Source organism: Pantoea sp. E956-1, from assembly GCF_982223955.1.
The window spans coordinates 99,403-123,239 of the sequence record NZ_CEUYZP010000005.1; the positions used below are offsets into that span (position 1 = coordinate 99,403).

Below are 23,837 nucleotides of genomic sequence, written 5' to 3' on the forward strand. Positions count from 1 at the left end.
TACCGTGCAAGGAACAGGATGATATGTACCAAGCTCTTTTAGTAGTTTTCCTTATTGTAGCTATCGCCCTTGTGGGTATGATCATGCTGCAGCAAGGCAAAGGCGCTGATATGGGAGCCTCATTCGGTGCAGGCGCATCCGGTACGGTGTTTGGTTCTTCGGGCTCAGGTAATTTCATGACCCGTACAACCGGCATCTTAGCTGCGCTGTTTTTCATCATCAGCCTGGTTCTGGGTAATCTGAACAGCAATAAAGCGTCTAAAGGAAGCGAGTGGGAAAATCTTTCTGCGCCGGCGCAGTCTTCTCAACAGACTGAAAAGCCAGCTCAACCGGTAACACCGGGCAGCGATATTCCTAAGTAAGGTCGTCAGCACAACGAATCGTTGTGGTCAGTGCAGTGCCGTGGTGGTGGAATTGGTAGACACGCTACCTTGAGGTGGTAGTGCCCGATTGGGCTTACGGGTTCAAGTCCCGTCCTCGGTACCAAATAGCAGTATCCCTTGCATTTTATGCAGGTCTGGCGTATTATTCGCCACGTTTTCGGACGCGGGGTGGAGCAGCCTGGTAGCTCGTCGGGCTCATAACCCGAAGGTCGTCGGTTCAAATCCGGCCCCCGCAACCAATTTTCCCTTTGAGTTCTTTTTCAAATATACTGTATGCATCGACGGACGCACTCACGGTTATTTTTTGAAAAAAAATTCTTTGGATGGAGTCCGGGCCGCATTGCGGCATACAGGGTCCAGTGATTAAAAGCCCCGAATATTCGGGGTTTTTTGTTATTAGCGAATCGTAATACTGGGCTATAGGCCCTTTTTTTATGTCTTGGGGGTGGGCTTGTCCACATTAGAGCAAAAATTGACAGAGTTGGTATCGGCTCCCGTAGAAGCGCTGGGTTACGAACTGGTTGGAATTGAATTCGTTCGTAGTCGCACATCTATCCTGCGCATCTATATTGATAGTGAAGATGGCATCAATGTCGATGATTGCGCCGATGTCAGCCACCAGGTAAGTGCGGTAATGGATGTTGAAGATCCCATTACGGTCCCTTACAACCTAGAAGTCTCTTCACCGGGACTCGATCGTCCTCTGTTCACTGCAGAACACTACACCCGCTTTATGGGTGAAGAAGTGAGTCTGGTGTTGCGTATGGCCGTTCAGAACCGCCGTAAATGGCAGGGAACCATTAAGTCAGTTGATGGCGAGATGATCACGGTGCACGTTGAGGGTAGCGATGAAGTGTTCGCACTGAGTAATATTCAGAAAGCGAACCTGGTCCCCCACTTTTAAAAGTCCGGATTGAGGCTAACCAGGATGAACAAAGAGATCTTAGCTGTTGTAGAAGCCGTTTCTAACGAAAAAGCCCTGCCGCGTGAGAAAATCTTCGAAGCGCTGGAGAGCGCGCTGGCGACTGCGACCAAGAAAAAGTACGAGCAGGAAATTGAGGTACGCGTCAGCATTGATCGCCGCAGTGGCGATTTCGATACTTTCCGCCGCTGGGAAATCGTAGAAGAGGTGACACAGCCGACGCGCGAGATCACGCTGGATGCGGCCCGCTTCGAAGATGAAGCATTCAATCTGGGCGAATATGTCGAAGATCAGATTGAATCGGTCACCTTTGACCGTATCACCACCCAGACTGCTAAGCAGGTTATCGTGCAAAAAGTGCGCGAAGCTGAGCGCGCAATGGTGGTTGATCAGTTCCGTGAGCAGGAAGGCGAAATTATCACGGGCGTGGTGAAGAAAGTTAACCGCGACAACATCTCCCTCGACTTAGGCAGCAATGCCGAAGCGGTGATTCTGCGCGAAGATATGCTGCCGCGTGAAAACTTCCGTCCAGGCGACCGTATTCGTGGCGTACTTTACTCGGTACGTCCGGAAGCGCGTGGCGCGCAGCTTTTCGTGACGCGTTCTAAACCAGAAATGCTGATTGAACTGTTCCGCATCGAGGTGCCAGAAATTGGCGAAGAACTGATTGAAATTAAAGCCGCTGCTCGTGATCCGGGTTCGCGCGCTAAAATTGCAGTCAAAACCAACGACAAACGTATTGATCCGGTGGGTGCCTGTGTGGGCATGCGCGGCGCGCGTGTTCAGGCAGTTTCCAGTGAACTGGGCGGCGAACGTATCGATATCGTGCTGTGGGACGATAACCCGGCGCAGTTTGTTATTAACGCCATGGCTCCGGCCGATGTGGCGTCAATCGTGGTTGATGAAGATAACCACACCATGGATATCGCCGTAGAAGCTGGCAATCTGGCTCAGGCGATCGGCCGTAACGGCCAAAACGTGCGTCTCGCTTCACAGCTGAGTGGCTGGGAGCTGAACGTGATGACCGTCGATGATCTGCAGGCTAAGCATCAGGCTGAAGCACATGCAGCGATCGATATGTTCACTAAACATCTCGACATCGACGAAGAGTTCGCCACCGTACTGGTGGAAGAGGGCTTCTCCTCGCTGGAAGAGCTGGCATACGTGCCAATCAACGAGCTGCTGGAAGTCGACGGCCTCGACGAAGAGACCATTGAAGCCCTGCGTGAACGAGCAAAAAATGCGTTAACCACCCTGGCACTGGCGAAAGAAGAGAGTCTTGGAAATCAGGAGCCCGCTGAGGATCTTCTGAATCTTGAAGGCCTCGATCGTGCGCTGGCGTTCCGCCTGGCGTCGAAAGGCGTTTGCACGCTGGAAGATCTCGCTGAGCAAGGTGTTGACGATCTGACGGATATTGAAGGCATGTCTGATGAACAAGCCGGCGCGCTGATTATGGCCGCACGTAATATCTGCTGGTTCGGCGATGACGCGTAATAACAGGAAGGAACAGCATGACAGATGTAACCGTAAAATCGCTGGCCGCAGAAATTCAGACTCCGGTCGATCGCCTGGTACAGCAATTTGCTGATGCGGGGATCCCTAAGTCTGAAAATGACGCAGTGACCCAGCAAGAGAAAGAAACCTTACTATCTCATCTGAACCGTGAACACGGTCAGGTCGGTTCAGCTAAGCTGACGCTGCAGCGTAAAACGCGCAGCACCTTGAATATTCCAGGCACCGGGGGTAAAAGTAAGTCGGTGCAAATTGAAGTCCGCAAAAAGCGTACCTATGTGAAGGGTGATGCAGAGGCTGAGCAAGCTCAGGCAGAAGCTGAAGCCGAGGCGCAGCGTGAAGCGGAAGAGCAGGCGCAACGCGAGGCTGAAGAAAAAGCCCGTCGCGAAGCTGAACAGAAAGCGCAACGTGAAGCCGAAGATAAAGCCAGGCGCGAAGCCGCTGACAAGGCCAAACGTGCAGCAGCGGAAAATGACAAAGTGACAAATCAACCTACCGACGAAGTGACCAGGGCTGCGCAATCAGACAAAGCCCGTCGCGAAGCTGAAGCTGCCGAACTGAAGCGTAAAGCTGAAGAAGAAGCCCGCCGTAAGCTTGAAGAGGCTGCCCGCCTCGTAGCAGAAGAAGCCCGCCGTCTGGCTGAAGAGAAATCAGCTGAATGGGAAAAACCGGAAGAAGAGGATAAAGGCGACTATCACGTCACCACTTCGACCCATGCCCGTCAGGCGGAAGACGAAAACGACCGCCAGGTTGAAGCAGGTCGTGCGCGTGCGCGTACTACTGCTAAAGCTGCGCGTCCGGCGAAAAAAGGCAACAAACACTCTGAAGCCAAAACTGACCGTGAAGAAGCGCGTGCGCAGGTTCGTGGCGGTAAAGGCGGCAAGCATCGCAAACCTAGCGCACTGCAGCAGGGCTTCAACAAGCCAGCGCAGGCCGTTAACCGCGATGTTGTGATTGGCGAAACCATCACCGTAGCCGAACTGGCTAACAAAATGGCGGTGAAAGGTTCTCTGGTCATTAAAGCGATGATGAGAATGGGCGCCATGGCGACCATTAACCAGGTCATCGACCAGGAAACTGCACAACTCGTTGCCGAAGAGATGGGCCACAAAGTGACCCTGCGTCGTGAGAACGAGCTGGAAGAAGCGGTAATGGACGATCGTGATACTGATGCTGCGCAGGAGTCTCGTGCTCCGGTTGTCACCATCATGGGCCACGTCGACCACGGTAAAACGTCCCTGCTGGACTATATCCGTTCCACTAAAATCGCCTCTGGCGAAGCGGGCGGTATTACTCAGCACATCGGTGCTTACCACGTTGAAACCGACAACGGTATGGTCACCTTCCTGGATACCCCGGGCCACGCCGCGTTTACCGCGATGCGTGCACGTGGTGCGCAGGCGACCGATATCGTTATCCTGGTGGTTGCAGCAGACGATGGCGTGATGCCACAGACTGTCGAAGCTATTCAGCACGCCAAAGCCGCTAAAGTGCCGGTTGTGGTTGCAGTGAACAAGTGCGATAAGCCAGAAGCGGATCCGGATCGTGTTAAAAACGAACTGACTCAGTACGGTATCATTCCGGAAGAGTGGGGCGGTGAAAACATGTTCGTTAATGTCTCTGCGAAAGCGGGTACCGGTATTGATGACCTGTTAAACGCTATCCTGCTGCAGGCGGAAGTGCTGGAACTGACCGCTATCCGTGAAGGTATGGCGAGCGGCGTGGTGATCGAATCGTTCCTCGACAAAGGTCGTGGTCCGGTTGCCACCGTGCTGGTACGTGAAGGTACGCTGAACAAAGGCGACATCGTTCTTTGTGGTTTCGAATATGGCCGCGTTCGTGCAATGCGTGACGAACTGGGTCGCGAAGTCATGGAAGCGGGTCCATCTATCCCGGTTGAGATTCTGGGCCTGTCCGGCGTGCCGGCTGCGGGTGATGAAGCGACCGTGGTACGTGACGAGAAGAAAGCACGTGAAGTTGCGCTCTATCGTCAGGGCAAATTCCGCGAAGTTAAACTGGCTCGCCAGCAGAAATCTAAGCTCGAGAACATGTTTGCTAACATGACCGAAGGCGAAGTGTCTGAACTGAACATCGTTCTGAAAGCTGACGTTCAGGGCTCTGTGGAAGCAATCTCCGACTCCCTGCAGAAACTCTCCACCGACGAAGTGAAGGTGAAGATTGTGGGTTCAGGCGTGGGCGGGATTACCGAAACCGATGCGACCCTGGCTGCGGCCTCTAACGCCATCCTCCTTGGCTTCAACGTTCGTGCCGATGCCTCTGCGCGTCGCGTCATTGACGCAGAAAGCCTGGATCTGCGCTACTACTCTGTCATCTATAACCTGATTGACGAAGTTAAAGCGGCGATGAGCGGCATGCTGGCACCAGAGTACAAACAGCAGATCATCGGTCTGGCTGCGGTGCGCGATGTGTTCAAATCACCGAAGTTTGGCGCGATTGCCGGTTGTATGGTGACGGAAGGTAACATCAAGCGTCACAATCCAATCCGTGTCCTGCGCGACAACGTGGTGATTTACGAAGGCGAGCTGGAATCTCTGCGTCGCTTTAAAGATGACGTCAACGAAGTGCGTAACGGCATGGAGTGCGGTATCGGCGTGAAGAACTACAACGACGTTCGCGTTGGCGATATGATCGAAGTGTTTGAAATCATCGAAATTAAACGCACCATCGAGTAATAGACTGCTGATGTGTTGCAATTTGGGAGGCCTCTGGCCTCCCGAATTATTTGGGAGAAATAATGATGGCGAAAGAATTTGGTCGCCCGCAGCGCGTTTCACAAGAGCTGCAAAAAGAGATTGCGATGATCCTGCAGCGTGAGATCAAAGATCCACGTCTTGGCATGATGGTCACCGTATCAGGCGTTGAAGTCTCACGCGATCTCGCTTACGCAAAAGTGTTCGTGACTTTCCTCAACGACAAAGATGAAGAAGCGATTAAACATGGCCTGAAAGCGCTGAAAGAGGCGTCAGGTTATATCCGCATTCTGCTGGGCAAAGCGATGCGTCTGCGTATCGTGCCTGAGCTGACTTTCTTCTACGACAACTCGTTAGTCGAAGGGATGCGCATGTCCAATCTCGTCACCAGCGTCGTGAAGAACGATACTGAGCGCCGTGGTCCGGACGCCACTGGCGATGACGAGGAGGCGTAATGAGTCGTCCGCGTCGTCGCGGTCGCGACGTCCATGGCGTGTTGTTGCTGGATAAGCCACAAGGCGTCTCGTCGAATGATGTCCTGCAGAAAGTGAAGCGTATCTTTAACGCGAATCGCGCAGGACATACCGGCGCGCTGGATCCTCTGGCTACCGGCATGCTGCCGATCTGCCTGGGTGAAGCGACTAAGTTTTCGCAGTATCTGCTCGATTCCGACAAACGCTACCGCGTGATTGCCCGACTGGGCGAGAGGACCGACACGTCAGACGCCGATGGCAACATCGTGCAGACGCGTCCGGTCAGCTTCAGCCAGGCCGATCTGGACAGTGCTCTGGAGAGCTTCCGCGGCGAAACGCTGCAGGTGCCATCGATGTTTTCGGCACTGAAGCATCAGGGACGCCCGCTGTATGAATATGCGCGTCAGGGCATTGAGATTGCGCGTGAACCGCGTCCGATCACTGTCTATGAGCTGCAATTTATTCGCTGGCAGGATAATGAGCTGGAACTGGAAATTCACTGCTCCAAAGGCACCTATATCCGTACCATCATCGATGACCTGGGCGAAAAGCTGGGATGCGGTGCGCACGTGATTATGCTGCGTCGCGTTCAGGTTGCCCGTTATCCGTATGAAAGGATGGTGACGCTGGAACAGCTCAACACCCTGCTGACGGAAGCCACAGAAGCCGGCATCCCACTGGAAACGCAGCTCGATCCGCTGTTGTTGCCGATGGACAGCCCCGCCTCTGATTTCCCTGAAGTGAATATCCCGCCTGCCGTGGCAGATTTCTTCCGCCAGGGACAGCCGGTACAGGCCAGTAATGCGCCTGCGCAGGGGCTGGTAAGGGTATCGGAAGGCGAAGCGCGTAAGTTTATCGGTATGGCAGAAATTGCCGACGATGGCCGGCTTGCGCCACGTCGTTTAGTGGTTGAGTATCAGGATTGAGCCAGGCGTTCACTTTTCGCTGATGGGGCATTTGCGTTGCTATCGGGCGCAGAGTAGAATAGCGCGGCTTTAAAGCGGGATGCTGAATTAGAGATCGGCACCCATACATTCATTTATTACTGGAGTTTATTATGTCTCTAAGCGTAGAAGCTAAAGCAGAGATCGTTGCTAAATATGGCCGTGGTGCTAACGACAGCGGTTCAACTGAAGTTCAGGTTGCCCTGTTGACCGCGCAGATTACCCATCTGCAGGGTCACTTCTCTGAGCACAAAAAAGACCACCACAGCCGCCGCGGTCTGCTGCGCATGGTATCTCAGCGTCGTAAGCTGCTGGACTACCTGAAGCGTAAAGACGTTGCACGCTACAGCAGCCTGATCGAAAGTCTCGGTCTGCGTCGCTAAGTCTGAAGAATCTGATCGTCGGGGCGCTATGCGGGCTTTTGCACTGTGTGCAGCTTACGATCAGATTTGTGCGAGTTTCGTGAAGAGGGGGCCTTTATGGCCCCTTTTTTCGAGCAAGCGGCAGCAATCCGGGCCAAACTGATGTATTGTTGCTTAGTGTGATCTTTAGTTTGCAGAATTTCGCGCGGCTAATGAGAGGCTTTACCGCAGGGGCGGTCGAGGGTTGTCATTAGTCGCGAGGATGCAACTGAAGATTGGTAATCAATGGCGGGCTACAGATAGCCATGCCCCGAAGTTAAGGACTTTGATTTTGCTGAATCCGATCGTACGCAAATTCCAATATGGTCAACATACCGTCACGCTGGAAACCGGCATGATGGCTCGCCAGGCGACAGCCGCTGTCATGGTGAGCATGGACGATACTGCAGTATTCGTCACTGTAGTAGGACAGAAAAAATCTAAACCAGGTCAGGATTTCTTCCCGCTGACCGTCAACTATCAGGAGCGTACTTACGCTGCTGGTCGTATCCCAGGCAGCTTCTTCCGTCGTGAAGGCCGTCCAAGCGAAGGCGAAACCCTGATTTCGCGTCTGATTGACCGCCCGATCCGTCCGCTGTTCCCGGAAGGTTTTGTTAACGAAGTTCAGGTTATCGCCACTGTTGTCTCTGTGAACCCACAGGTTCATCCTGACATCGTTGCCATGATCGGTGCTTCTGCTGCACTGGCACTTTCTGGTCTGCCGTTCAATGGCCCGATTGGCTCTGCGCGTGTGGGCTACATCAACGATCAATATGTTCTGAACCCAACCGCAGATGAGCTGAAACAGTCTCGTCTGGATCTGGTTGTTGCCGGTACGCAGAACGCCGTTCTGATGGTTGAATCTGAAGCCGAGATCCTGTCAGAAGAGCAGATGCTGGGCGCCGTGGTCTTTGGTCACGACCAGCAGCAGATCGTTATCGAAAACATCAATGCCCTGGTGGCTGAAGCGGGCAAACCACGCTGGGACTGGCAGCCAGAGGCGGCCAATACCGCACTGATTTCTCGTGTTGCTGCTCTGGCAGAAGCGCGCATCAGCGATGCTTACCGCATCACTGACAAGCAGGAGCGTTACACGCAGGTTGGTGTCATTAAAGACGAAACCATCGCTGCGCTGCTGGCTGAAGATGAAACGCTGGATGGCTCAGAAATCGGCGACATCGTGCATAGCCTTGAAAAAACCGTCGTTCGTACTCGCATCCTGAATGGCGAGCCACGCATCGATGGCCGCGAAAAAGATATGATCCGTGGTCTGGACGTGCGTACTGGCGTATTGCCACGTACCCACGGTTCATCACTGTTCACCCGTGGTGAGACGCAGGCACTGGTTACTGCAACGCTGGGTACGACCCGCGATGCGCAGAACCTTGATGAGCTGATGGGCGAACGTACCGACAGCTTCCTGTTCCATTACAACTTCCCTCCATACTCTGTCGGCGAAACCGGCATGGTAGGTTCGCCGAAGCGTCGTGAGATTGGTCACGGTCGTCTGGCGAAGCGCGGCGTGTTAGCGGTAATGCCTAAAGCGGAAGATTTCCCTTACACCATTCGTGTTGTTTCTGAAATCACCGAATCTAACGGCTCTTCTTCAATGGCCTCTGTCTGTGGTGCCTCACTGGCGCTGATGGATGCAGGTGTGCCAATCAAAGCCGCCGTTGCCGGTATCGCAATGGGTCTGGTGAAAGAAGATGAGAAGTTTGTTGTTCTGTCTGACATCCTGGGCGATGAAGATCACCTGGGCGACATGGACTTCAAAGTAGCCGGTAGCCGTGAAGGTATCACCGCGCTGCAGATGGACATCAAAATCGAAGGCATCACGCGTGAAATCATGCAGGAAGCCCTGAACCAGGCCCGAGGTGCGCGTCTGCACATTCTGGGCGTTATGGAACAGGCTATCAGCACCCCGCGTACTGAGATTTCTGAATTCGCACCACGCATTTACACCATCAAAATCAGCTCTGACAAGATCAAAGATGTGATTGGTAAAGGCGGCTCAGTGATTCGTGCACTGACCGAAGAGACCGGCACAACGATTGAAATTGAAGATGACGGCACCGTGAAAATCGCTGCGACCGATGGTCTGAAAGCGAAAGAAGCGATTCGTCGTATCGAAGAGATTACCGCAGAGATCGAAGTGGGCCGCGTTTACAGTGGTAAAGTGACCCGTATCGTTGACTTCGGCGCCTTCGTTGCAATCGGCGGTGGTAAAGAAGGTCTGGTTCACATTTCACAAATCGCTGATAAGCGCGTTGAGAAAGTGACTGACTATCTGCAGATGGGTCAGGAAGTACCAGTTAAGGTGATGGAAGTTGATCGCCAGGGCCGTGTACGTCTGAGCATCAAAGAAGCGACAGAATCTAAGCCACAGACTGAAGAAGCTGTCGCGGTGACCACGCCTGACGCTGAATAAGTCGTTGCTGATTTGCCCCTCTCTGCCTGGCAGAGAGGGGCGTTTGTATCATCGCGAGGGCGGGAATCCTTGTGCACAGCAGGCGGATGACAGGATGGTTATCCCAATGTTTGTATTCGGGAGTGGGAAATGAAGCCTTTTCTGCGCTGGTGTTTTGTTGCGACAGCTTTGACGCTGGCAGGATGCAGCAACTCCAATTGGCGTAAGAACGAAGTTCTTGCAGTGCCTTTACAGCCCACACTGCAGCAGGAAGTGATACTGGCGCGCATGGAACAAATTCTTGCCAGTCGCGCTCTCACCGATGATGAACGCGCACAGCTATTATATGAGCGCGGAGTGTTGTATGATAGTTTAGGTCTGCGGGCATTAGCGCGGAACGATTTTTCGCAAGCGCTGTCTATAAGACCAGATATGCCCGAAGTGTTTAACTACTTAGGCATATATTTAACGCAGGCGGGCAACTTTGATGCCGCCTATGAAGCGTTTGATTCTGTACTTGAGCTTGATCCAACTTACAACTATGCGCATTTAAACCGTGGTATCGCCCTCTATTACGGCGGTCGATACAAGTTAGCGCAAGATGATCTGCTGGCGTTTTATCAAGACGATCCTAACGATCCTTTCCGCAGTTTGTGGCTCTATCTCGTTGAACGTGAGATGGATGTCGACAAGGCAAAAGTCGCGCTTCAACAGCGTCACGACAAAGCGGTCAGAGATCAATGGGGATGGAATATTGTCGAGTTCTACCTTGGAGATATCAACGAGAAAACGTTGATGGAAAGTCTCAAGGCGGACGCAACGGATAACACCTCGCTCGCTGAACATCTCAGTGAAACCAACTTCTATTTAGGTAAGTACTACCTAAGTCTGGGGGAGAAGGACGACGCGAAAGCGTTGTTCAAACTGGCGGTGGCCAACAACGTCAATAACTTTGTTGAACACCGATACGCATTGTTGGAACTGGCGCAACTCGGCCAGGCACAAGACGATTTATCAGAATCTGACCAGCAATAGCTGACGAACTTAATTTGCCTGTAAAACCTGTTAAGTCATCATCTTAAAGGATGAAGGCTTTTCTGTTCGTCAAAACTTTTAATTTGAGCCGGTTCACACTTTTTGATGAAAATGACTGAAAGTTTTCACGACGAGTTATGTAGACTGGCCGCCGCAATCTAAGAGGCACGTGTACTACATGACTGATATTCAAACCACTTTTGCTGACCTTGGCCTGAACGCCGACATCCTTGAATCACTGAATGGCATGGGCTACGTAAAGCCATCCCCAATCCAGGCTGAGTGTATTCCTCACCTGCTGGCGGGCCGTGACGTGTTAGGCATGGCGCAGACCGGGAGTGGTAAAACCGCGGCGTTCTCTCTGCCGCTGTTACACAACATTGATCCTACTGTTAAAGCGCCACAAATCCTGGTGCTGGCACCTACCCGCGAACTGGCGGTTCAGGTTGCTGAAGCAGTTACCGAATTCTCTAAACACATGCGTGGCCTGAACGTAGTTGCCCTTTACGGCGGCCAGCGTTATGACGTGCAGCTGCGCGCACTGCGTCAGGGACCACAGGTTGTTGTGGGTACGCCTGGCCGTCTGCTTGACCACCTGAAACGCGGCACGTTAGACCTTTCTAACCTGCGTGGCCTGGTGCTGGATGAAGCAGACGAAATGCTGCGCATGGGCTTTATCGAAGACGTTGAAACCATCATGGCGCAAATTCCAGCCGATCATCAGACCGCGCTGTTCTCTGCAACCATGCCGGAAGCGATTCGTCGCATCACCAAACGCTTCATGAAAGATCCACAGGAAGTGCGTATTCAGTCAAGCCTGACCACGCGTCCTGATATCAGCCAGAGCTACTGGACCGCTTACGGTCGTAAAACAGACGCACTGGTTCGCTTCCTGGAAGCAGAAGACTTTGATGCTGCCATCATCTTCGTGCGTACCAAAAACGCCACCATGGAAGTGGCAGAAGCGCTGGAACGTAGTGGCTATAACAGCGCCGCGCTGAACGGTGATATGAACCAGGCCCTGCGTGAGCAGACGCTTGAGCGCCTGAAAGATGGTCGTCTCGACATTCTGATTGCAACCGACGTTGCGGCCCGTGGCCTGGACGTTGAGCGCATCAGCCTGGTTGTTAACTACGACATCCCGATGGACTCAGAATCTTACGTTCACCGTATCGGCCGTACCGGTCGTGCTGGCCGTGCTGGCCGTGCGCTGCTGTTCGTTGAGAACCGCGAACGCCGTCTGCTGCGCAACATTGAACGTACCATGAAGCTGACCATTCCTGAGGTAGAACTGCCTAACGCAGAACTGCTGGGTGAGCGTCGTCTGGCTAAGTTTGCTGCTAAAGTTCAGCAGCAGCTGGAAAGCAGCGATCTGGATCAGTACCGTGCTCTGCTGGCTAAAATGCAGCCAGAAGACGAAATGGATCTGGAAACACTGGCAGCCGCACTGCTGAAGATGGCACAGGGCGAACGTCCTCTGATTCTGCCACCAGAAGCACCGCGTCCGGCACGTCGCGAATACCGCGATCGTGACGAGCGTGATGGCCGTCGTGACAGCCGTGAAGCGCGTGGCGATTCTCGTGCTCCGCGTGAAAACCGCGAAAGCCGTGATGGCGATCGTCCACGTCGCGAACGTCGTGACGTTGGCGAAATGCAGCTGTACCGCATCGAAGTAGGCCGCGATGATGGTGTTGAAGTTCGTCACATCGTTGGCGCTATCGCTAACGAAGGCGACATCAGCAGCCGTTACATCGGTAACATCAAGCTGTTCGGTACCCACTCGACTATCGAGCTGCCGAAAGGCATGCCAGGCGATGTGCTGCAGCACTTTACCCGTACCCGTATTCTGAACAAGCCGATGAATATGCAGTTACTGGGTGATGCACAGCCGAACGAAGGCCGTGGTGATCGTCGTCCAGCCGGTGCTGGCGGTGAGCGTCGCAGCGGTCCTGGTGCAGGCGGTCCGGGCGCAGCTAACCGTGAAGGTGGTCGTCGCTTCTCTTCTGAACGCCGTGAAGGTGGTCGTGAAGGCGGCGGACGTACTTTCAACCGTGAAGGTAGCCGTGGTCCACGTCGTGAAGAGGGCGCAGCCGCCGCTCCACGTCGTCGTGATGCATAACGACTCAGCGTCGTAACAAAAAGGGAAGCCAATGGCTTCCCTTTTTTTATGCCTGTCAGGCACCGCCGCTGATCATCACGCGTTCGCCGCTGACCCAGGCGGACTCTTCAGAGGCCAGAAACAGCGCAACCTGCGCCACATCTTCCGGCAGACCAAAGCGTCCCAGCGGCGTGGCAGCCAGCAGTTGCGCCTTGAGCTGCGGGCTCATCCTCTTCGCGGCCAGTAATCCTTCCGTCAGAATCATGCCTGGTGCCAGGGCGTTAACCCGAATGTTCTTTGCGCCCAGCTCGCGCGCCAGTCCCTGGGTCAGGGTATCCACTGCGCCTTTGGTTGCCGCCCAGAGCACGGAACCCGGCGTGCTGTTTTTACTGTTCAGGGCGCTGAGATTAATAATGCTGCCGCCGTGCGCCGGGAAGTGACGAATCGCCTGCTGGCAGACCATCAGCGTACCCAGCAGGTTAACGTTAATCTGCTGCTGCATCTCCTCCAGCGTCAGCGCCGCAAACTCGCCGTGATGAAAGCTGCCCGCATTGTTCACCACAATGTCGGGCGCGCCGAAGCACTCTGCGGTGGTGGCGAAGAGCCGTTCCACATCGCGCAGGAGAGAGATATCTGCCTGTACCGCCACGGCTTCACTGCCCAGGGTGACGATATCGCTGACCACGTCAGCCGCTCCCACTTCATCCTGACGATAGTTGACCACGACGCGGGCGCCAGCCGCGGCAAAGGCGATAGCAATCGCCGCACCAATGCCTTTTGAGCCGCCTGTTACCAGCGCGATTTTATTCTGCAGTGCCTTCATTATGTTGTTCTCCGCCGTAATGATTGCGTCGACAGACTATGCGCGCTGGCGCCGAAAAGCGGGTAGTGCAATCCTGCAAGCTTCTTGCACGATCCTGCAAAAGTAACGCAACGGGACAGGTATTCCGCTCAGCGTCAGGTAATATCAGCACAGATAGCGGGAGGGGAGAACACAGTGACAGAGAGTGAGAAGTGGCAGGGGCTGGCGCAGTTAATTGCCCGTCATGCTCCGGAGGATGGGCGGCATTCAAGTGCTATAGATTGCCTGTTTTTTGGCCGGGTTTCAGCACCGACTGAGCCGATGCACTTTGCTCAATGGGCCAGTTTTGCCCTGGTGGCACAGGGCGGTAAGGCGCTGCATATCGGTGATGAGGTGCTGCACTATGGTCCGGGCGATCTGCTGCTGGTGACGCTGGATATGCCGGTACGCGCCTGCGTCACCGTCGCCACGCCGGAAAAGCCCAATCTGGGGATTGGTCTCGCCATCAATGAATCCCGGCTGATGCGCTACCTCGAACAGTTTCCCCCGACGCTGCCGCTGGCGACACCAGACAGTGAACGTGGCGTCACCGTGCATAAGGTCTCACCTTTGCTGGTGGATGCGGTTATCCGGCTGGTACGCCTGCTTGACCACCCTGAGGACATTGAGGCGCTGGCCCCGCTCATTGAGCAGGAGATTTTCTACCGGCTGCTGACCGGGCCGGAAGGTTCGCGCATCCTGAATATGGCGCTGGCTGAGCGGCCGGGCAACCGGGTCGCGCAGGCTGCCCGCTGGCTGCGGGAAAACTTTCATCAGCCGCTGAAGATCGATCGGCTCGCCAGCAGTGTCGGCATGAGTATCTCTTCGCTGCATCATCACTTCAAAGCCGTCACGGCCATGACGCCGATGCAATACCAGAAACAACTGCGGCTGAATGAGGCGCGGCGTTTGATGATGGTGGAAAAGCTGGATGCCGGTACGGCAGGCTATCGGGTGGGGTATCAGAGCGCGTCACAGTTCAGCCGGGAGTATCGCCGGCTGTATGGGCAATCTCCGGCCAGGGATAGTCGTCAGCTGGCGGTGAGCCCGGACGGATTGCGCCCACCGCAGAACTGATTACAGGCTGTTAGCCGCTTCCATCGCAATGGCGAAGGAGCGCAGGCGCGCTTCGGAATCAAAAATCTGGCCATTGACCATAATTTCATCCGCCTGGGTTTCACGCATCAGCGAGGCCAGCCCATGACGCACTTTATCCGTATCGCCGACCAGTGACATGCTGAGCGCCTGCTGAACGCCATACTGTTCTGATGGCGACCAGAGGTTATCCATGTTTTCAACCGGTGCCGGTAACGGGCCCGGTTTGCCGCGGCGCAGGTTAATAAACTGCTGCTGCTGCGAGGTAAACAGGAAGCGTGCATCACGCTCACTGTCTGCGGCGATCACGTTAATGCAGACCATGGCATAAGGCTTGTCGAGACGCGCCGATGGCTGGAAGTTTTCGCGATAGACGTGCAGCGCCTGGAAGAGCTGGTCAGGGGCAAAATGGGAAGCAAACGCAAACGGCAGGCCCATTTTCGCTGAAAGCTGTGCGCTGTAGAGACTGGAGCCGAGCAGCCAGACCGGGATCTGCAGGCCCAGACCGGGTACCGGCTGCACTGGCGGCTGCGCATCCGCTTCGGCATCGAACCAGCTAATCAGTTCAGCCACATCCTCGGGGAACGTATCGATGTGCATGTTGGCCTGATGACGGCGCAGTGCCATCATGGTGCGCTGGTCAGAACCTGGCGCGCGCCCTAAGCCGAGATCGATACGGCCAGGATAGAGAGAAGCCAGCGTACCAAACTGCTCGGCGATCACCAGCGGCGCATGGTTAGGCAACATAATACCGCCGGAGCCCAGCTTCAGAGTCTCGGTATTCGCCGCCAGATAGCCAATCAGTACTGAGGTGGCCGCGCTGGCAATCCCGGTCATGTTGTGATGTTCAGCCAGCCAGTAGCGTTGATAGCCCAGTTTTTCAGCCTGACGCGCCAGCGCCAGAGAATTATGGAACGCATTCCGTGCGGTCGCACCCTGTGGAATCGGCGCAAGATCCAGCACGGACAGGCGAAGAGGTTTTTTATCAGACATGACTACTCCCGTTGTATGGCACAGGCGTTAAGTTAAGGCCTGCACCATTTAGTATTACGCATCATTCCTTATATTAAAACTGCTAACCTCAGCAGGAATATAGCCGGTATGTGCTTTTATTCAGGATGCCAGCGTCATGCCCGCCAGTTTGCGCCAGTAACCGTTACAATCACTGCCTTTCGCGACCATTAGCGGAGCGTGACCGTTTTCATTGGCACGGAAACGGTCGATCTCCGCCAGCGTCGTCACATCCTGCGGCGAGAGCCGTATGCAATCGACCTGGCCGCGCATACCGGCCAGATCGTTACCCAGGTTATAGCAGTAGCCGCTCATGGTCTGAATGCCATTGAGGACGAACACCTGCTGCCCCTCCTGGGAGTTGACGCGCCGGCCTGTCGGATAGTTGATACAGCAGGTTTCGCAATCATCTTTCGCGCGGTTTTCCGAGCGGGCGGTGAAACAGCGCGCTGAGAGCGCCAGCGGCAGATGACCGTAGCCCAGCACCTCTACCTCAAACTGTTGCCGGATACCCCGCGTTTCGCACTGCTCCAGCAGCTGCATCAGCCAGTCACGTGACATCTCCACCGGCATACACCAGCGCGTCATGCCCTCTTTGACCAGCAACTGTAGCGTGTCGGCGTTATAAACATTGAGCGTCGGACCCGCGACAAAGGGCAGATGACGCTCAGCGGCCATGTTTACCGTGCCGATATCATTGGCTTCAATCAGGAACTCACCGTTCTCAACGTAACGCTGCAGCTCTTTCAGCTCAGAGGGCGATTGCAGCAGCGCCAGCGTGCTCAGCACCACCTGTTTGCCGCTGGCCGCGAGTTCACGGGCCAGCGCCATCCAGCGGGCATAGGGCGTGGCGCGACGTTTACTGCATACCGCTTCGCCAAGGTAGATAATATCCGCGCTACTGCGGGCAGCCTGCTGGTAAAAATCTTCCAGCGTATCGGTCGGCCAGTACCAGAGCACCGGCCCAAGGGCATATTGCATCATGACTCCTTATTGCCATTCACGGTGATAAGCACCCAGCGTGGTTTGCGAACCTTCTGAGAGATCGCCCAGCGTCTGCATCCACTGTGGTGCGATGTCAAACTGTTCCGGCTGCGCCTTGCAGCGATCAATGGCCTGACGCCAGACGCGCGCCACGTCAGCGACATAGGCAGGGCTGCGCTGACGGCCTTCGATTTTCACCGAGGCGATGCCTGCCCGCAGCAGTTCCGGCAGCAGCGCCAGCGTGTTCAGACTGGTGGGCTCTTCCAGCACATGATAACGCTTGCTGTTAACCACATAGCGTCCTTTGCAAAGTGTCGGATAACCCGCGCTTTCGTCCGGGGTGTAGCGATCGATTAACACTTCATTAAGACGTGATTCCATGCCCTGCGGCGTCTGCTGCCAGCGCACAAACTTCGCCGGAGAACAGGCACCTGCGCTGTTAGGCGATTCACCGGTCAGCCAGGAAGAGAGATAGCAGCGGCCTTCCGCCATGATGCACAGGCTGCCAAAGGCAAACACCTCCAGCGGCACCGGCGTGCTGCGCGCCAGTTGTTTAACCTGATGAATCGACAGCACGCGCGGCAGCACCACACGCTGCAGATTGAAGTGGCGATGATAAAAGCGAATCGCCTCCAGATTGGTTGCCGAAGCCTGTACAGAAAGATGACGTTCAACCTGGGGATAGCGCGTCGCGGCATACTCCAGCGTGGCGATATCCGCCAGGATCAGCGCGTCAGCTCCGTTTTGCGCCGCCACATCAATCGCCCGCTGCCAGCGACCCATGCCATCCGGATGGGCAAAGGTATTGATCGCGACATGCAGTTTGCGACGATGCTGATGAAGATAGCGCGCGGCTTCAGCCAGTTTTTTATCGGTGAAATTCAGACCCGCAAAATGACGGGCATTGGTGTCATCTTTCAGCCCCACATACACCGCATCAGCGCCATTCTCTACAGCGGTGCGCACTGCGGGTAAGTTTCCTGCCGGGCAGAGCAGTTCCATAGATAGTCCTCTCAACATGCAGATGGGCGTCGAGTCTAGGCATCTGGTCCGGACAGCGTGTTGATTTGGGGCAGTGAAATTCAAATTCATCCACCCTGCGGCGCTTTTTTTCCCTTTATGGCAGCGGTTTTTATTGATCTCAGAGGAGGCGCGCAGAAAAGGATATGGCAATATACGTAAAATTTTCTGAAGGGAGTGACGAAAGTGTTAGAGCGGATACATGCCCATTGTGTGAAAAACGGTCCTAAAATCTTAGGGTTACCCGCTGCATTCACCCCATTCCCGGTCAAAAAGTTGCTTCTGCAACAACTCTTAAACTGGCAATTTCGCCATGCTTTGGCTGAAGGTGAGTTAGACTTTCTGGATGGTCGCCTGCTGGGTATTGAAATTGCCGATCTCAATCTGCAATGGATAACCACGCTGCAGGACGGCCGACTGGCGGTATTGCAACAGTCCGAAGCGGATGTCTGGTTTCGGGGCAATGCCAATGATCTGTTGCTGGTGGCAGCACGTAAAGCAGATCCCGACATGCTGTTCTTTCAACGCCGGCTGGTGATTGAAGGTGACACTGAACTGGGACTTGAGGTGAAGAACGTAATGGATGCTATTGAACCCGAGGCTATGCCCACCGCGTTACGCACGGCAATTGAGCAGATGGCAGCATTTGTCGACGCCGGCATGAAACAGGACGCGAAGGCCGCACAGGCGCGCGCAGGTGCCACATGTTGATTCGTAGTGAAATTGGCGTGGATGCCGCAGGCATTGACGCGCTGCTCAGACGCTGCTTCAGTACCTCAGCAGAGGCGGAACTGACTCAGGCGCTGCGTGAAGATGGCCTGCTAACCCTGGGCGTGGTCGCAACGGATGACGAGGGACAGGTGCTGGGTTATGCCGCATTCAGTCCGGTCAGCGTTCAGGGTGAAGATCGCGGCTGGGTTGGCCTGGCGCCGCTGGCCGTTGATGAGACGCTGCGCGGTCAGGGTATTGCCAGCAAGCTGATCTACGAGGGGCTGGATACGCTCAATGAATTTGGCTACAGCGCGGTGGTGGTGCTGGGCGATCCGGCGCTGTTCAACCGTTTTGGTTTTGAACCGGCGGCACGATACGGCCTGCGCAGCCGCTGGCCGGGCACAGAGGCAACGTTCCAGGTCTACCGTCTGGCGGATAACGCGTATGACGGCGCGGAAGGGCAGATCGACTACGCCGAACCCTTTAATCGCCAGCCGTAATCGCCAGCCAGCTCTCCAGACAGCCGGGCTGGCCCGCCACCAGCAGTAATTTCTGCTGGCGGGTCAGTTGCTTAATCTGATACTCCAGTCTGGAGGCGCTGGCCCGATCGCCCGCGTCACAGTGAAACACCAGGTCCAGCGGACCTTTGCCGCGCAGCGCGCGGGCGCCGCGTCCGCTCTGGTGCTGAGCGACCCGGCGCACCACATCCGTGGTGATACCGGTGTACAGGCTCCCTTTCGCCGTACGGACGATGTAGAGTTGCCACTGCTGACTCATCGCAATCATTTCCCAAAAAAAGGTGCCGGGCAGTGTAGCGCGCTTCACTCTCCGGTGCACCGCCAGGAGTTTATCTTGTCCGATCACGCCCATCTGGTTCGCTATCTGAGAAAGCAGCATGTGCTTTCACTCTGCTGTACCGCCGACGATCAACTGTGGTGCGCTAACTGCTACTACGTCTTTGATGAGACGCGCATGGCCTTCTGGATCATGACGGAACCCGATACCCGCCACGGTGAGTTAATGCTGCAAAATCCGCAGGTTGCGGGCACCGTCAATGGCCAGCCCAGAAGCGTGCTGCTGATTAAAGGCGTGCAATATCGTGGCCGGGTCAGACGGCTGGAAGAGTCAACAGAGCAGATCGCCAGAGCCGCTTATCAGAAACGTTTTCCGGTCTCACGCAAAGTGTCGGCACCGCTGTGGGAGATTGTGCTGGATGAAGTGAAGATGACGGATAATGCGCTGGGATTCGGCAAGAAAATTGCCTGGCAGCGGGAGAAATAGAAACGCCCTTTTCAGCAGAAAAGGGCGTCGCGGCTTACAGCGCTTCGAGGATCCGCAGGGATTCACGATTAAAGGCCGGTAAATCGGCCGGGGTGCGGCTGGTGACCAGCTTATCGTCGTCTACTACCACTTCCTTATCATGGAAGTCGGCACCGGCATTGATCAGGTCAATGGCGACGGCCTTAACGGTAGTCATCTTGCGACCGCGCACGCCGTTAGCGCTAATCAGCAGCTGTGGCCCGTGGCAGATGGCAAAGATTGGCTTGCCGCTGGCGACAAACTCTTTGGTAAACGCGACAAAACGATCGTCGCCGCGCAGGGCATCGGGTGAGTGACCGCCTGGCAGCAGCAGGGCGTCAAATTCCGCCGGGCTGACGTCATCAATGCTGCGATCGATGGTCACTTCCGCTTCGCCTTTCTTGCCTTTAACGACATTACCGGCTTGTTTCTCAATGGTAACCACCTCAAAACCAGCGCGTTTATAAATCTCAGCGGGTGAGGTAAATTCTGAGTCTTCAAATTCATCGGTAATTAAAACCGCCACTTTCTTGCTCATTTTTTTCCTCCTTCAGCGTGTGGAGCGCGAGACGCGCTTTCCGGATAACGCTATAAGCCTGGTCGCTGAGAGTGAGAACGCAAGCCAGCCCGTTAAGATCAGCTATCTTTTAACCAGTCAGCAGTGAAATAAGGATGAATCTGAGATGAATCGCGTATTACTGACCGGTGCCACCGGCTTAGTCGGGTCGCATCTGCTGCGCTTACTGATTGAGGATCCACGCGTCGATGAGATCATCGCGCCAACCCGTCGGCCACTGCCCGCGATGAACAAGGTGGTGAACCCGGTTGAGGCCGATCTCACCGATGTACTCGGACCGCTGCAAAGTTCGTTGGACACGGTATTCTGCTGCCTGGGCACCACGCGTAAGCAGGCGGGCAGTAAACAGGCTTTTATCCACGTTGATTACACCCTGGTGGTGGACAGCGGGTTAAGCGGATTACGTCTGGGGGCGAAGCAGATGCTGGTGGTCAGCGCGCACGGGGCCAGTCGTCACTCACCGTTTTTGTACAATCGCGTCAAAGGCGAAATGGAGAATGCGCTGCGCCATCAGGGCTGGCCGCGCCTGACGCTGGTGCGGCCTTCATTGCTGCTTGGGGATCGCGCGCAGAAGCGCCGGGGTGAAAGCCTGGCGGGACCGCTGTTTTCGCTGCTGCCGGGCAACTGGCGGGCGGTCAGCGCGCACGACGTGGCACGCTGTCTGCACCAGCAGGCTTTTACGCCGGGGGGTGAGAGCGTCAATATCATTGAGTCCGGCGAAATCCCGCGCCACTCAGCGTAACTGCCAGATAATCTGATTACGGCTGCCGCGCCATTGCAGCGTGGCATCCTTCTCTTCTTCGACAAAACGGCCATCGATCAGCACGTCGAGATAGACCAGCACCGCGCGCTGCGCCGCATTCAGCTCCTGCATCCGGTAACCGGTCCAGAGCCAGATATCTTTACCGGGACACGTCTGTCGCACCCGTTTCACCAGACGGCGAATGTGCGGCACGTTATGCGGATGCAGCGGATCGCCGCCGCTCAGCGACAATCCCTGGCGCGGAATGCGGGTGTCCTGCAAATCCGCCAGCAGTTGCTCCTCCATCGCAAGCGTAAAGGGCACGCCGGAATCAAGCCGCCAGGTGCTCTGGTTGTAGCAGCCGCGACACTGATGTTCGCAGCCGGCGACAAACAGCGTGCAGCGGGTGCCGGGGCCATTAACGATATCCACATCATAGTAGCGATGGATATGCATCATCCCAGTGGCCCTTCAGACAGATGCTTCACCCGACGCTGCACTTCCTGCTGTTTGCCGGCATTAAAGGGCCGCGCATCCGGGCTGCCCAGATAGCCGCAGACCCGCCGGGTAACGGAGACGCGTGCCGGATCGTGGTTGCCGCAATTCGGACAGGTGAAGCCGCGACTGGTACAGGTAAACTCGCCGTTGAAGCCGCACTCGTAACACTCATCAATCGGGGTATTGGTGCCGTAATAGGGCACGCGGTCGTAGCTGTAATCCCAGACATCCTCCAGCGCCTTGAGGTTGTGCTGCACATTCGGGTATTCGCCGTAACAGATGAATCCGCCATTCGCCAGCGGCGGATAGGGCGCTTCAAAGTCGATTTTGTCGTAAGGATTAACTTTCTTCTCAACATCAAGATGGAAGCTGTTGGTGTAGTAGCCCTTGTCGGTAACGCCGGGCACCAGACCAAACTGCGCCGCATCAAGACGGCAGAAGCGGTCGCACAGATTCTCGCTTGGCGTACTGTAAAGGCTGAACCCATAGCCTGTTTCAGCTTTCCAGCGCTCGGTGGCATCGCGCATGTAAGCAATGATCTCCACGCCTTTGGCGCGCAGGGCCGCGTCATCGTAAGGATGCTGATGACCGCCGCTGAGCGCATTCAGGGTTTCATGCAGGCCGATATAGCCCAGCGACAGCGACGCGCGGCCATTACGGAAAATAGGACCGACTTCATCATCCGCATTCAGCCGAACGCCACAGGCGCCTTCCATATAGAGGATGGGCGCTACGCGCGCTTTGGTCTTCTCAAGCCGCGCCACCCGCGTCATCAGCGCCCGCTTAGCCAGCTGCAGTCGCGCATCGAGCAGCGTCCAGAAGCGTGCTTCATCACCGCCCGCTTCCAGTGCGATGCGCGGCAGGTTGAGGCTGATTACCCCGATGTTGTTGCGGCCCTCGTGAATCTGCTCGCCGTTCTCTTCATAAACGCCCAGGAAGCTGCGGCAACCCATTGGGGTTTTAAACGAGCCGGTGACTTTAACCACCTGATCGTAATTGAGGATGTCGGGATACATCCGCTTGCTGGCGCACTCCAGCGCCAGTTGCTTGATGTCGTAATTCACGTCGCCCGCCCGGCGGTTGACGCCTTCGCGAATGCTGAACACCAGTTTAGGGAACACCGCCGTCTTGCGATTTTTACCCAGTCCGGCCAGCCGGTTACGCAGAATCGACTGCTGAATCAGCCGGGCCGCCCAGTCCGTCCCCAGACCAAAACCAAAGGTGACAAACGGCGTCTGACCATTGGCGGTGTGCAGGGTATTCACCTCATACTCCAGCGACTGAAAGGCGTCGTAGCACTCTTTCTCCGTACGCTGGCGCGCATACTGCTCTGCCTGCGGGATCTGCCACTGCTCAGCAATCGCCAGATGCCGGGCATAGCTCTGCTCAACAAACGGGGCCAGCACTTCATCAATGCGATTAATGGTGGTGCCACCGTAAATATGGCTGGCGACCTGCGCGATGATCTGCGCCGTCACGGCGGTGGCGGTGGCGATCGATTTAGGCGGCTCGATCTCAGCATTGCCCATTTTGAAACCGTTGGTCAGCATGCCTTTCAGATCGATCAGCATGCAGTTGAACATCGGGAAGAAAGGGGAGTAGTCGAGATCGTGATAGTGGATCTCGCCGCGCTCGTGCGCCAGCACCACATCGCGCGGCAGGATCTGCTGCTGTGCGTAGTGTTTTGCCACGATCCCGGCCAGCAGATCGCGCTGCGTCGGGATCACTTTGCTGTCTTTGTTGGCATTCTCGTTCAGCAGCGCCGCATTGGTCTGATCGACCAGCCCGCGGATGGCGTGATGTAACTGGCTCTGACGATCGCGGGCGACATCGCGATCGTGGCGGTATTCAATGTAGGCGCGGGCCAGTTGAGGGTAAGGGCCCGCCATCAGCGTCTCTTCTACTGCACACTGAATTTCACGGATATCCACTTCCGGACGATCGGCCAGCCGCAATGCCACGCGCTCAGCGACCTGCGCGCACCAGGCCGCGTCTTCTACTTCAGCTGCCCGTGCCGCCGCCGCCACGGCCTGTTCAATACGCTGCGCATCAAAGCCTGTCCGGCATCCATCACGCTTGATTACCACCGTCGCCATTGCTCTCTCCATAAACTACATATAGGGGTCGAAAGGATTCTATTCGCTACATGTAGTGATTGCTGAGAATTATTGCG

Annotated in this window: 24 protein-coding genes and 2 tRNA genes; 18 read left to right on the top strand and 8 right to left on the bottom strand. The window is 55.6% G+C overall.

The window, feature by feature from the left end; all coding sequences use genetic code 11:
- The first annotated feature begins 23 nt into the window (after positions 1–23).
- From secG to AC0T7J_RS14660, 13 genes are all read left to right on the top strand, one after another.
- The gene (gene secG, locus AC0T7J_RS14600) at positions 24–362 is read left to right on the top strand and encodes a preprotein translocase subunit SecG (RefSeq protein WP_010251798.1); all 339 of its coding nucleotides are present in this window, start codon (positions 24–26) and stop codon (positions 360–362) included.
- Between the two features lie 37 nt (positions 363–399).
- A tRNA-Leu gene (locus AC0T7J_RS14605) sits at positions 400–486 on the top strand.
- A 59-nt stretch (positions 487–545) separates the two neighbouring features.
- Positions 546–622, top strand: a tRNA-Met gene (locus AC0T7J_RS14610).
- 212 nt (positions 623–834) lie between these two features.
- Positions 835–1,287 carry a ribosome maturation factor RimP gene (gene rimP / locus AC0T7J_RS14615; protein WP_010251795.1) on the top strand — a complete coding sequence of 151 codons (453 nt, stop codon included), beginning with the start codon at positions 835–837 and terminating at the stop codon, positions 1,285–1,287.
- Positions 1,288–1,311: 24 nt separating this feature from the next.
- Positions 1,312–2,799 (top strand): transcription termination factor NusA, encoded by a 1,488-nt coding sequence (nusA, locus tag AC0T7J_RS14620; RefSeq protein ID WP_010251792.1) that lies wholly within the window; start codon positions 1,312–1,314, stop codon positions 2,797–2,799.
- A gap of 17 nt (positions 2,800–2,816) precedes the next feature.
- A complete protein-coding gene (gene infB / locus AC0T7J_RS14625; protein WP_031592039.1) occupies positions 2,817–5,510 on the top strand; it encodes a translation initiation factor IF-2 in 2,694 nt (897 codons plus the stop codon).
- A gap of 65 nt (positions 5,511–5,575) precedes the next feature.
- On the top strand, positions 5,576–5,983 hold the full coding sequence (rbfA, locus tag AC0T7J_RS14630) for a 30S ribosome-binding factor RbfA (RefSeq protein ID WP_010251785.1): 408 nt from the start codon (positions 5,576–5,578) through the stop codon (positions 5,981–5,983).
- Positions 5,983–6,927, top strand: coding sequence for a tRNA pseudouridine(55) synthase TruB (gene truB / locus AC0T7J_RS14635; RefSeq protein ID WP_010251781.1), 945 nt, complete (start codon positions 5,983–5,985; stop codon positions 6,925–6,927). The genes rbfA and truB overlap by 1 nt, the downstream gene beginning before the upstream one ends.
- Positions 6,928–7,058: 131 nt before the next feature.
- Positions 7,059–7,328, top strand: coding sequence for a 30S ribosomal protein S15 (rpsO, locus tag AC0T7J_RS14640; RefSeq protein ID WP_003851063.1), 270 nt, complete (start codon positions 7,059–7,061; stop codon positions 7,326–7,328).
- 310 nt (positions 7,329–7,638) lie between these two features.
- On the top strand, positions 7,639–9,774 hold the full coding sequence (pnp, locus tag AC0T7J_RS14645; RefSeq protein WP_086905070.1) for a polyribonucleotide nucleotidyltransferase: 2,136 nt from the start codon (positions 7,639–7,641) through the stop codon (positions 9,772–9,774).
- Between the two features lie 129 nt (positions 9,775–9,903).
- A complete protein-coding gene (nlpI, locus tag AC0T7J_RS14650; protein ID WP_010251765.1) occupies positions 9,904–10,788 on the top strand; it encodes a lipoprotein NlpI in 885 nt (294 codons plus the stop codon).
- A 105-nt stretch (positions 10,789–10,893) separates the two neighbouring features.
- A complete protein-coding gene (gene yrbN / locus AC0T7J_RS14655; RefSeq protein ID WP_098053093.1) occupies positions 10,894–10,950 on the top strand; it encodes a protein YrbN in 57 nt (18 codons plus the stop codon).
- 16 nt (positions 10,951–10,966) lie between these two features.
- The gene (locus tag AC0T7J_RS14660; protein WP_010251762.1) at positions 10,967–12,907 is read left to right on the top strand and encodes a DEAD/DEAH family ATP-dependent RNA helicase; all 1,941 of its coding nucleotides are present in this window, start codon (positions 10,967–10,969) and stop codon (positions 12,905–12,907) included.
- A 55-nt stretch (positions 12,908–12,962) separates the two neighbouring features.
- Here AC0T7J_RS14660 and AC0T7J_RS14665 read toward each other — a convergent pair whose 3' ends face one another.
- Entirely contained in the window at positions 12,963–13,709 is a 747-nt protein-coding gene (locus AC0T7J_RS14665) for an SDR family NAD(P)-dependent oxidoreductase (protein WP_473795115.1), read from the bottom strand.
- Positions 13,710–13,883: 174 nt separating this feature from the next.
- On the opposite strand from AC0T7J_RS14665, the gene AC0T7J_RS14670 reads away from it, so the two are divergent.
- Positions 13,884–14,804 carry an AraC family transcriptional regulator gene (locus AC0T7J_RS14670; RefSeq protein ID WP_473795117.1) on the top strand — a complete coding sequence of 307 codons (921 nt, stop codon included), beginning with the start codon at positions 13,884–13,886 and terminating at the stop codon, positions 14,802–14,804.
- On the opposite strand, the gene AC0T7J_RS14675 is transcribed toward AC0T7J_RS14670, so the two are convergent.
- The 3 genes from AC0T7J_RS14675 to ubiU form a co-directional block, all read right to left on the bottom strand.
- Positions 14,805–15,815, bottom strand: coding sequence for a luciferase-like monooxygenase (locus AC0T7J_RS14675; RefSeq protein ID WP_163637713.1), 1,011 nt, complete (start codon positions 15,813–15,815; stop codon positions 14,805–14,807).
- 120 nt (positions 15,816–15,935) lie between these two features.
- Positions 15,936–16,814 (bottom strand): U32 family peptidase, encoded by an 879-nt coding sequence (locus tag AC0T7J_RS14680; protein WP_425019172.1) that lies wholly within the window; start codon positions 16,812–16,814, stop codon positions 15,936–15,938.
- A 9-nt stretch (positions 16,815–16,823) separates the two neighbouring features.
- Positions 16,824–17,819, bottom strand: a complete 996-nt coding sequence (ubiU, locus tag AC0T7J_RS14685) for a ubiquinone anaerobic biosynthesis protein UbiU (RefSeq protein WP_473795119.1) — start codon at positions 17,817–17,819, stop codon at positions 16,824–16,826.
- Between the two features lie 204 nt (positions 17,820–18,023).
- On the opposite strand from ubiU, the gene ubiT reads away from it, so the two are divergent.
- A complete protein-coding gene (gene ubiT, locus AC0T7J_RS14690) occupies positions 18,024–18,548 on the top strand; it encodes a ubiquinone anaerobic biosynthesis accessory factor UbiT (protein WP_129062736.1) in 525 nt (174 codons plus the stop codon).
- A complete protein-coding gene (locus tag AC0T7J_RS14695; RefSeq protein WP_473795120.1) occupies positions 18,542–19,048 on the top strand; it encodes a GNAT family N-acetyltransferase in 507 nt (168 codons plus the stop codon). Before ubiT ends, AC0T7J_RS14695 begins: the two co-directional genes overlap by 7 nt.
- On the opposite strand, the gene AC0T7J_RS14700 is transcribed toward AC0T7J_RS14695, so the two are convergent.
- Positions 19,032–19,325, bottom strand: a complete 294-nt coding sequence (locus AC0T7J_RS14700) for a GIY-YIG nuclease family protein (RefSeq protein ID WP_473795238.1) — start codon at positions 19,323–19,325, stop codon at positions 19,032–19,034. The two genes, AC0T7J_RS14695 and AC0T7J_RS14700, sit on opposite strands and share 17 nt — an antisense overlap.
- A gap of 75 nt (positions 19,326–19,400) precedes the next feature.
- On the opposite strand from AC0T7J_RS14700, the gene AC0T7J_RS14705 reads away from it, so the two are divergent.
- Positions 19,401–19,829, top strand: coding sequence for a YhbP family protein (locus AC0T7J_RS14705; RefSeq protein ID WP_473795122.1), 429 nt, complete (start codon positions 19,401–19,403; stop codon positions 19,827–19,829).
- A 34-nt stretch (positions 19,830–19,863) separates the two neighbouring features.
- Here the strand turns inward: AC0T7J_RS14705 and AC0T7J_RS14710 are convergent, their stop codons facing one another.
- A complete protein-coding gene (locus tag AC0T7J_RS14710; protein WP_064704915.1) occupies positions 19,864–20,385 on the bottom strand; it encodes a type 1 glutamine amidotransferase domain-containing protein in 522 nt (173 codons plus the stop codon).
- Positions 20,386–20,530: 145 nt separating this feature from the next.
- On the opposite strand from AC0T7J_RS14710, the gene AC0T7J_RS14715 reads away from it, so the two are divergent.
- Complete coding sequence (locus AC0T7J_RS14715; protein ID WP_083070311.1) at positions 20,531–21,166, top strand: NAD(P)H-binding protein; 636 nt, start codon at positions 20,531–20,533, stop codon at positions 21,164–21,166.
- Here the strand turns inward: AC0T7J_RS14715 and nrdG are convergent.
- Positions 21,158–21,625, bottom strand: a complete 468-nt coding sequence (gene nrdG, locus AC0T7J_RS14720; protein ID WP_022625291.1) for an anaerobic ribonucleoside-triphosphate reductase-activating protein — start codon at positions 21,623–21,625, stop codon at positions 21,158–21,160. The two genes, AC0T7J_RS14715 and nrdG, sit on opposite strands and share 9 nt — an antisense overlap.
- Entirely contained in the window at positions 21,622–23,760 is a 2,139-nt protein-coding gene (gene nrdD / locus AC0T7J_RS14725; protein ID WP_473795125.1) for an anaerobic ribonucleoside-triphosphate reductase, read from the bottom strand. The genes nrdG and nrdD overlap by 4 nt, the downstream gene beginning before the upstream one ends.
- Between the last annotated feature and the right edge of the window lie 77 nt (positions 23,761–23,837).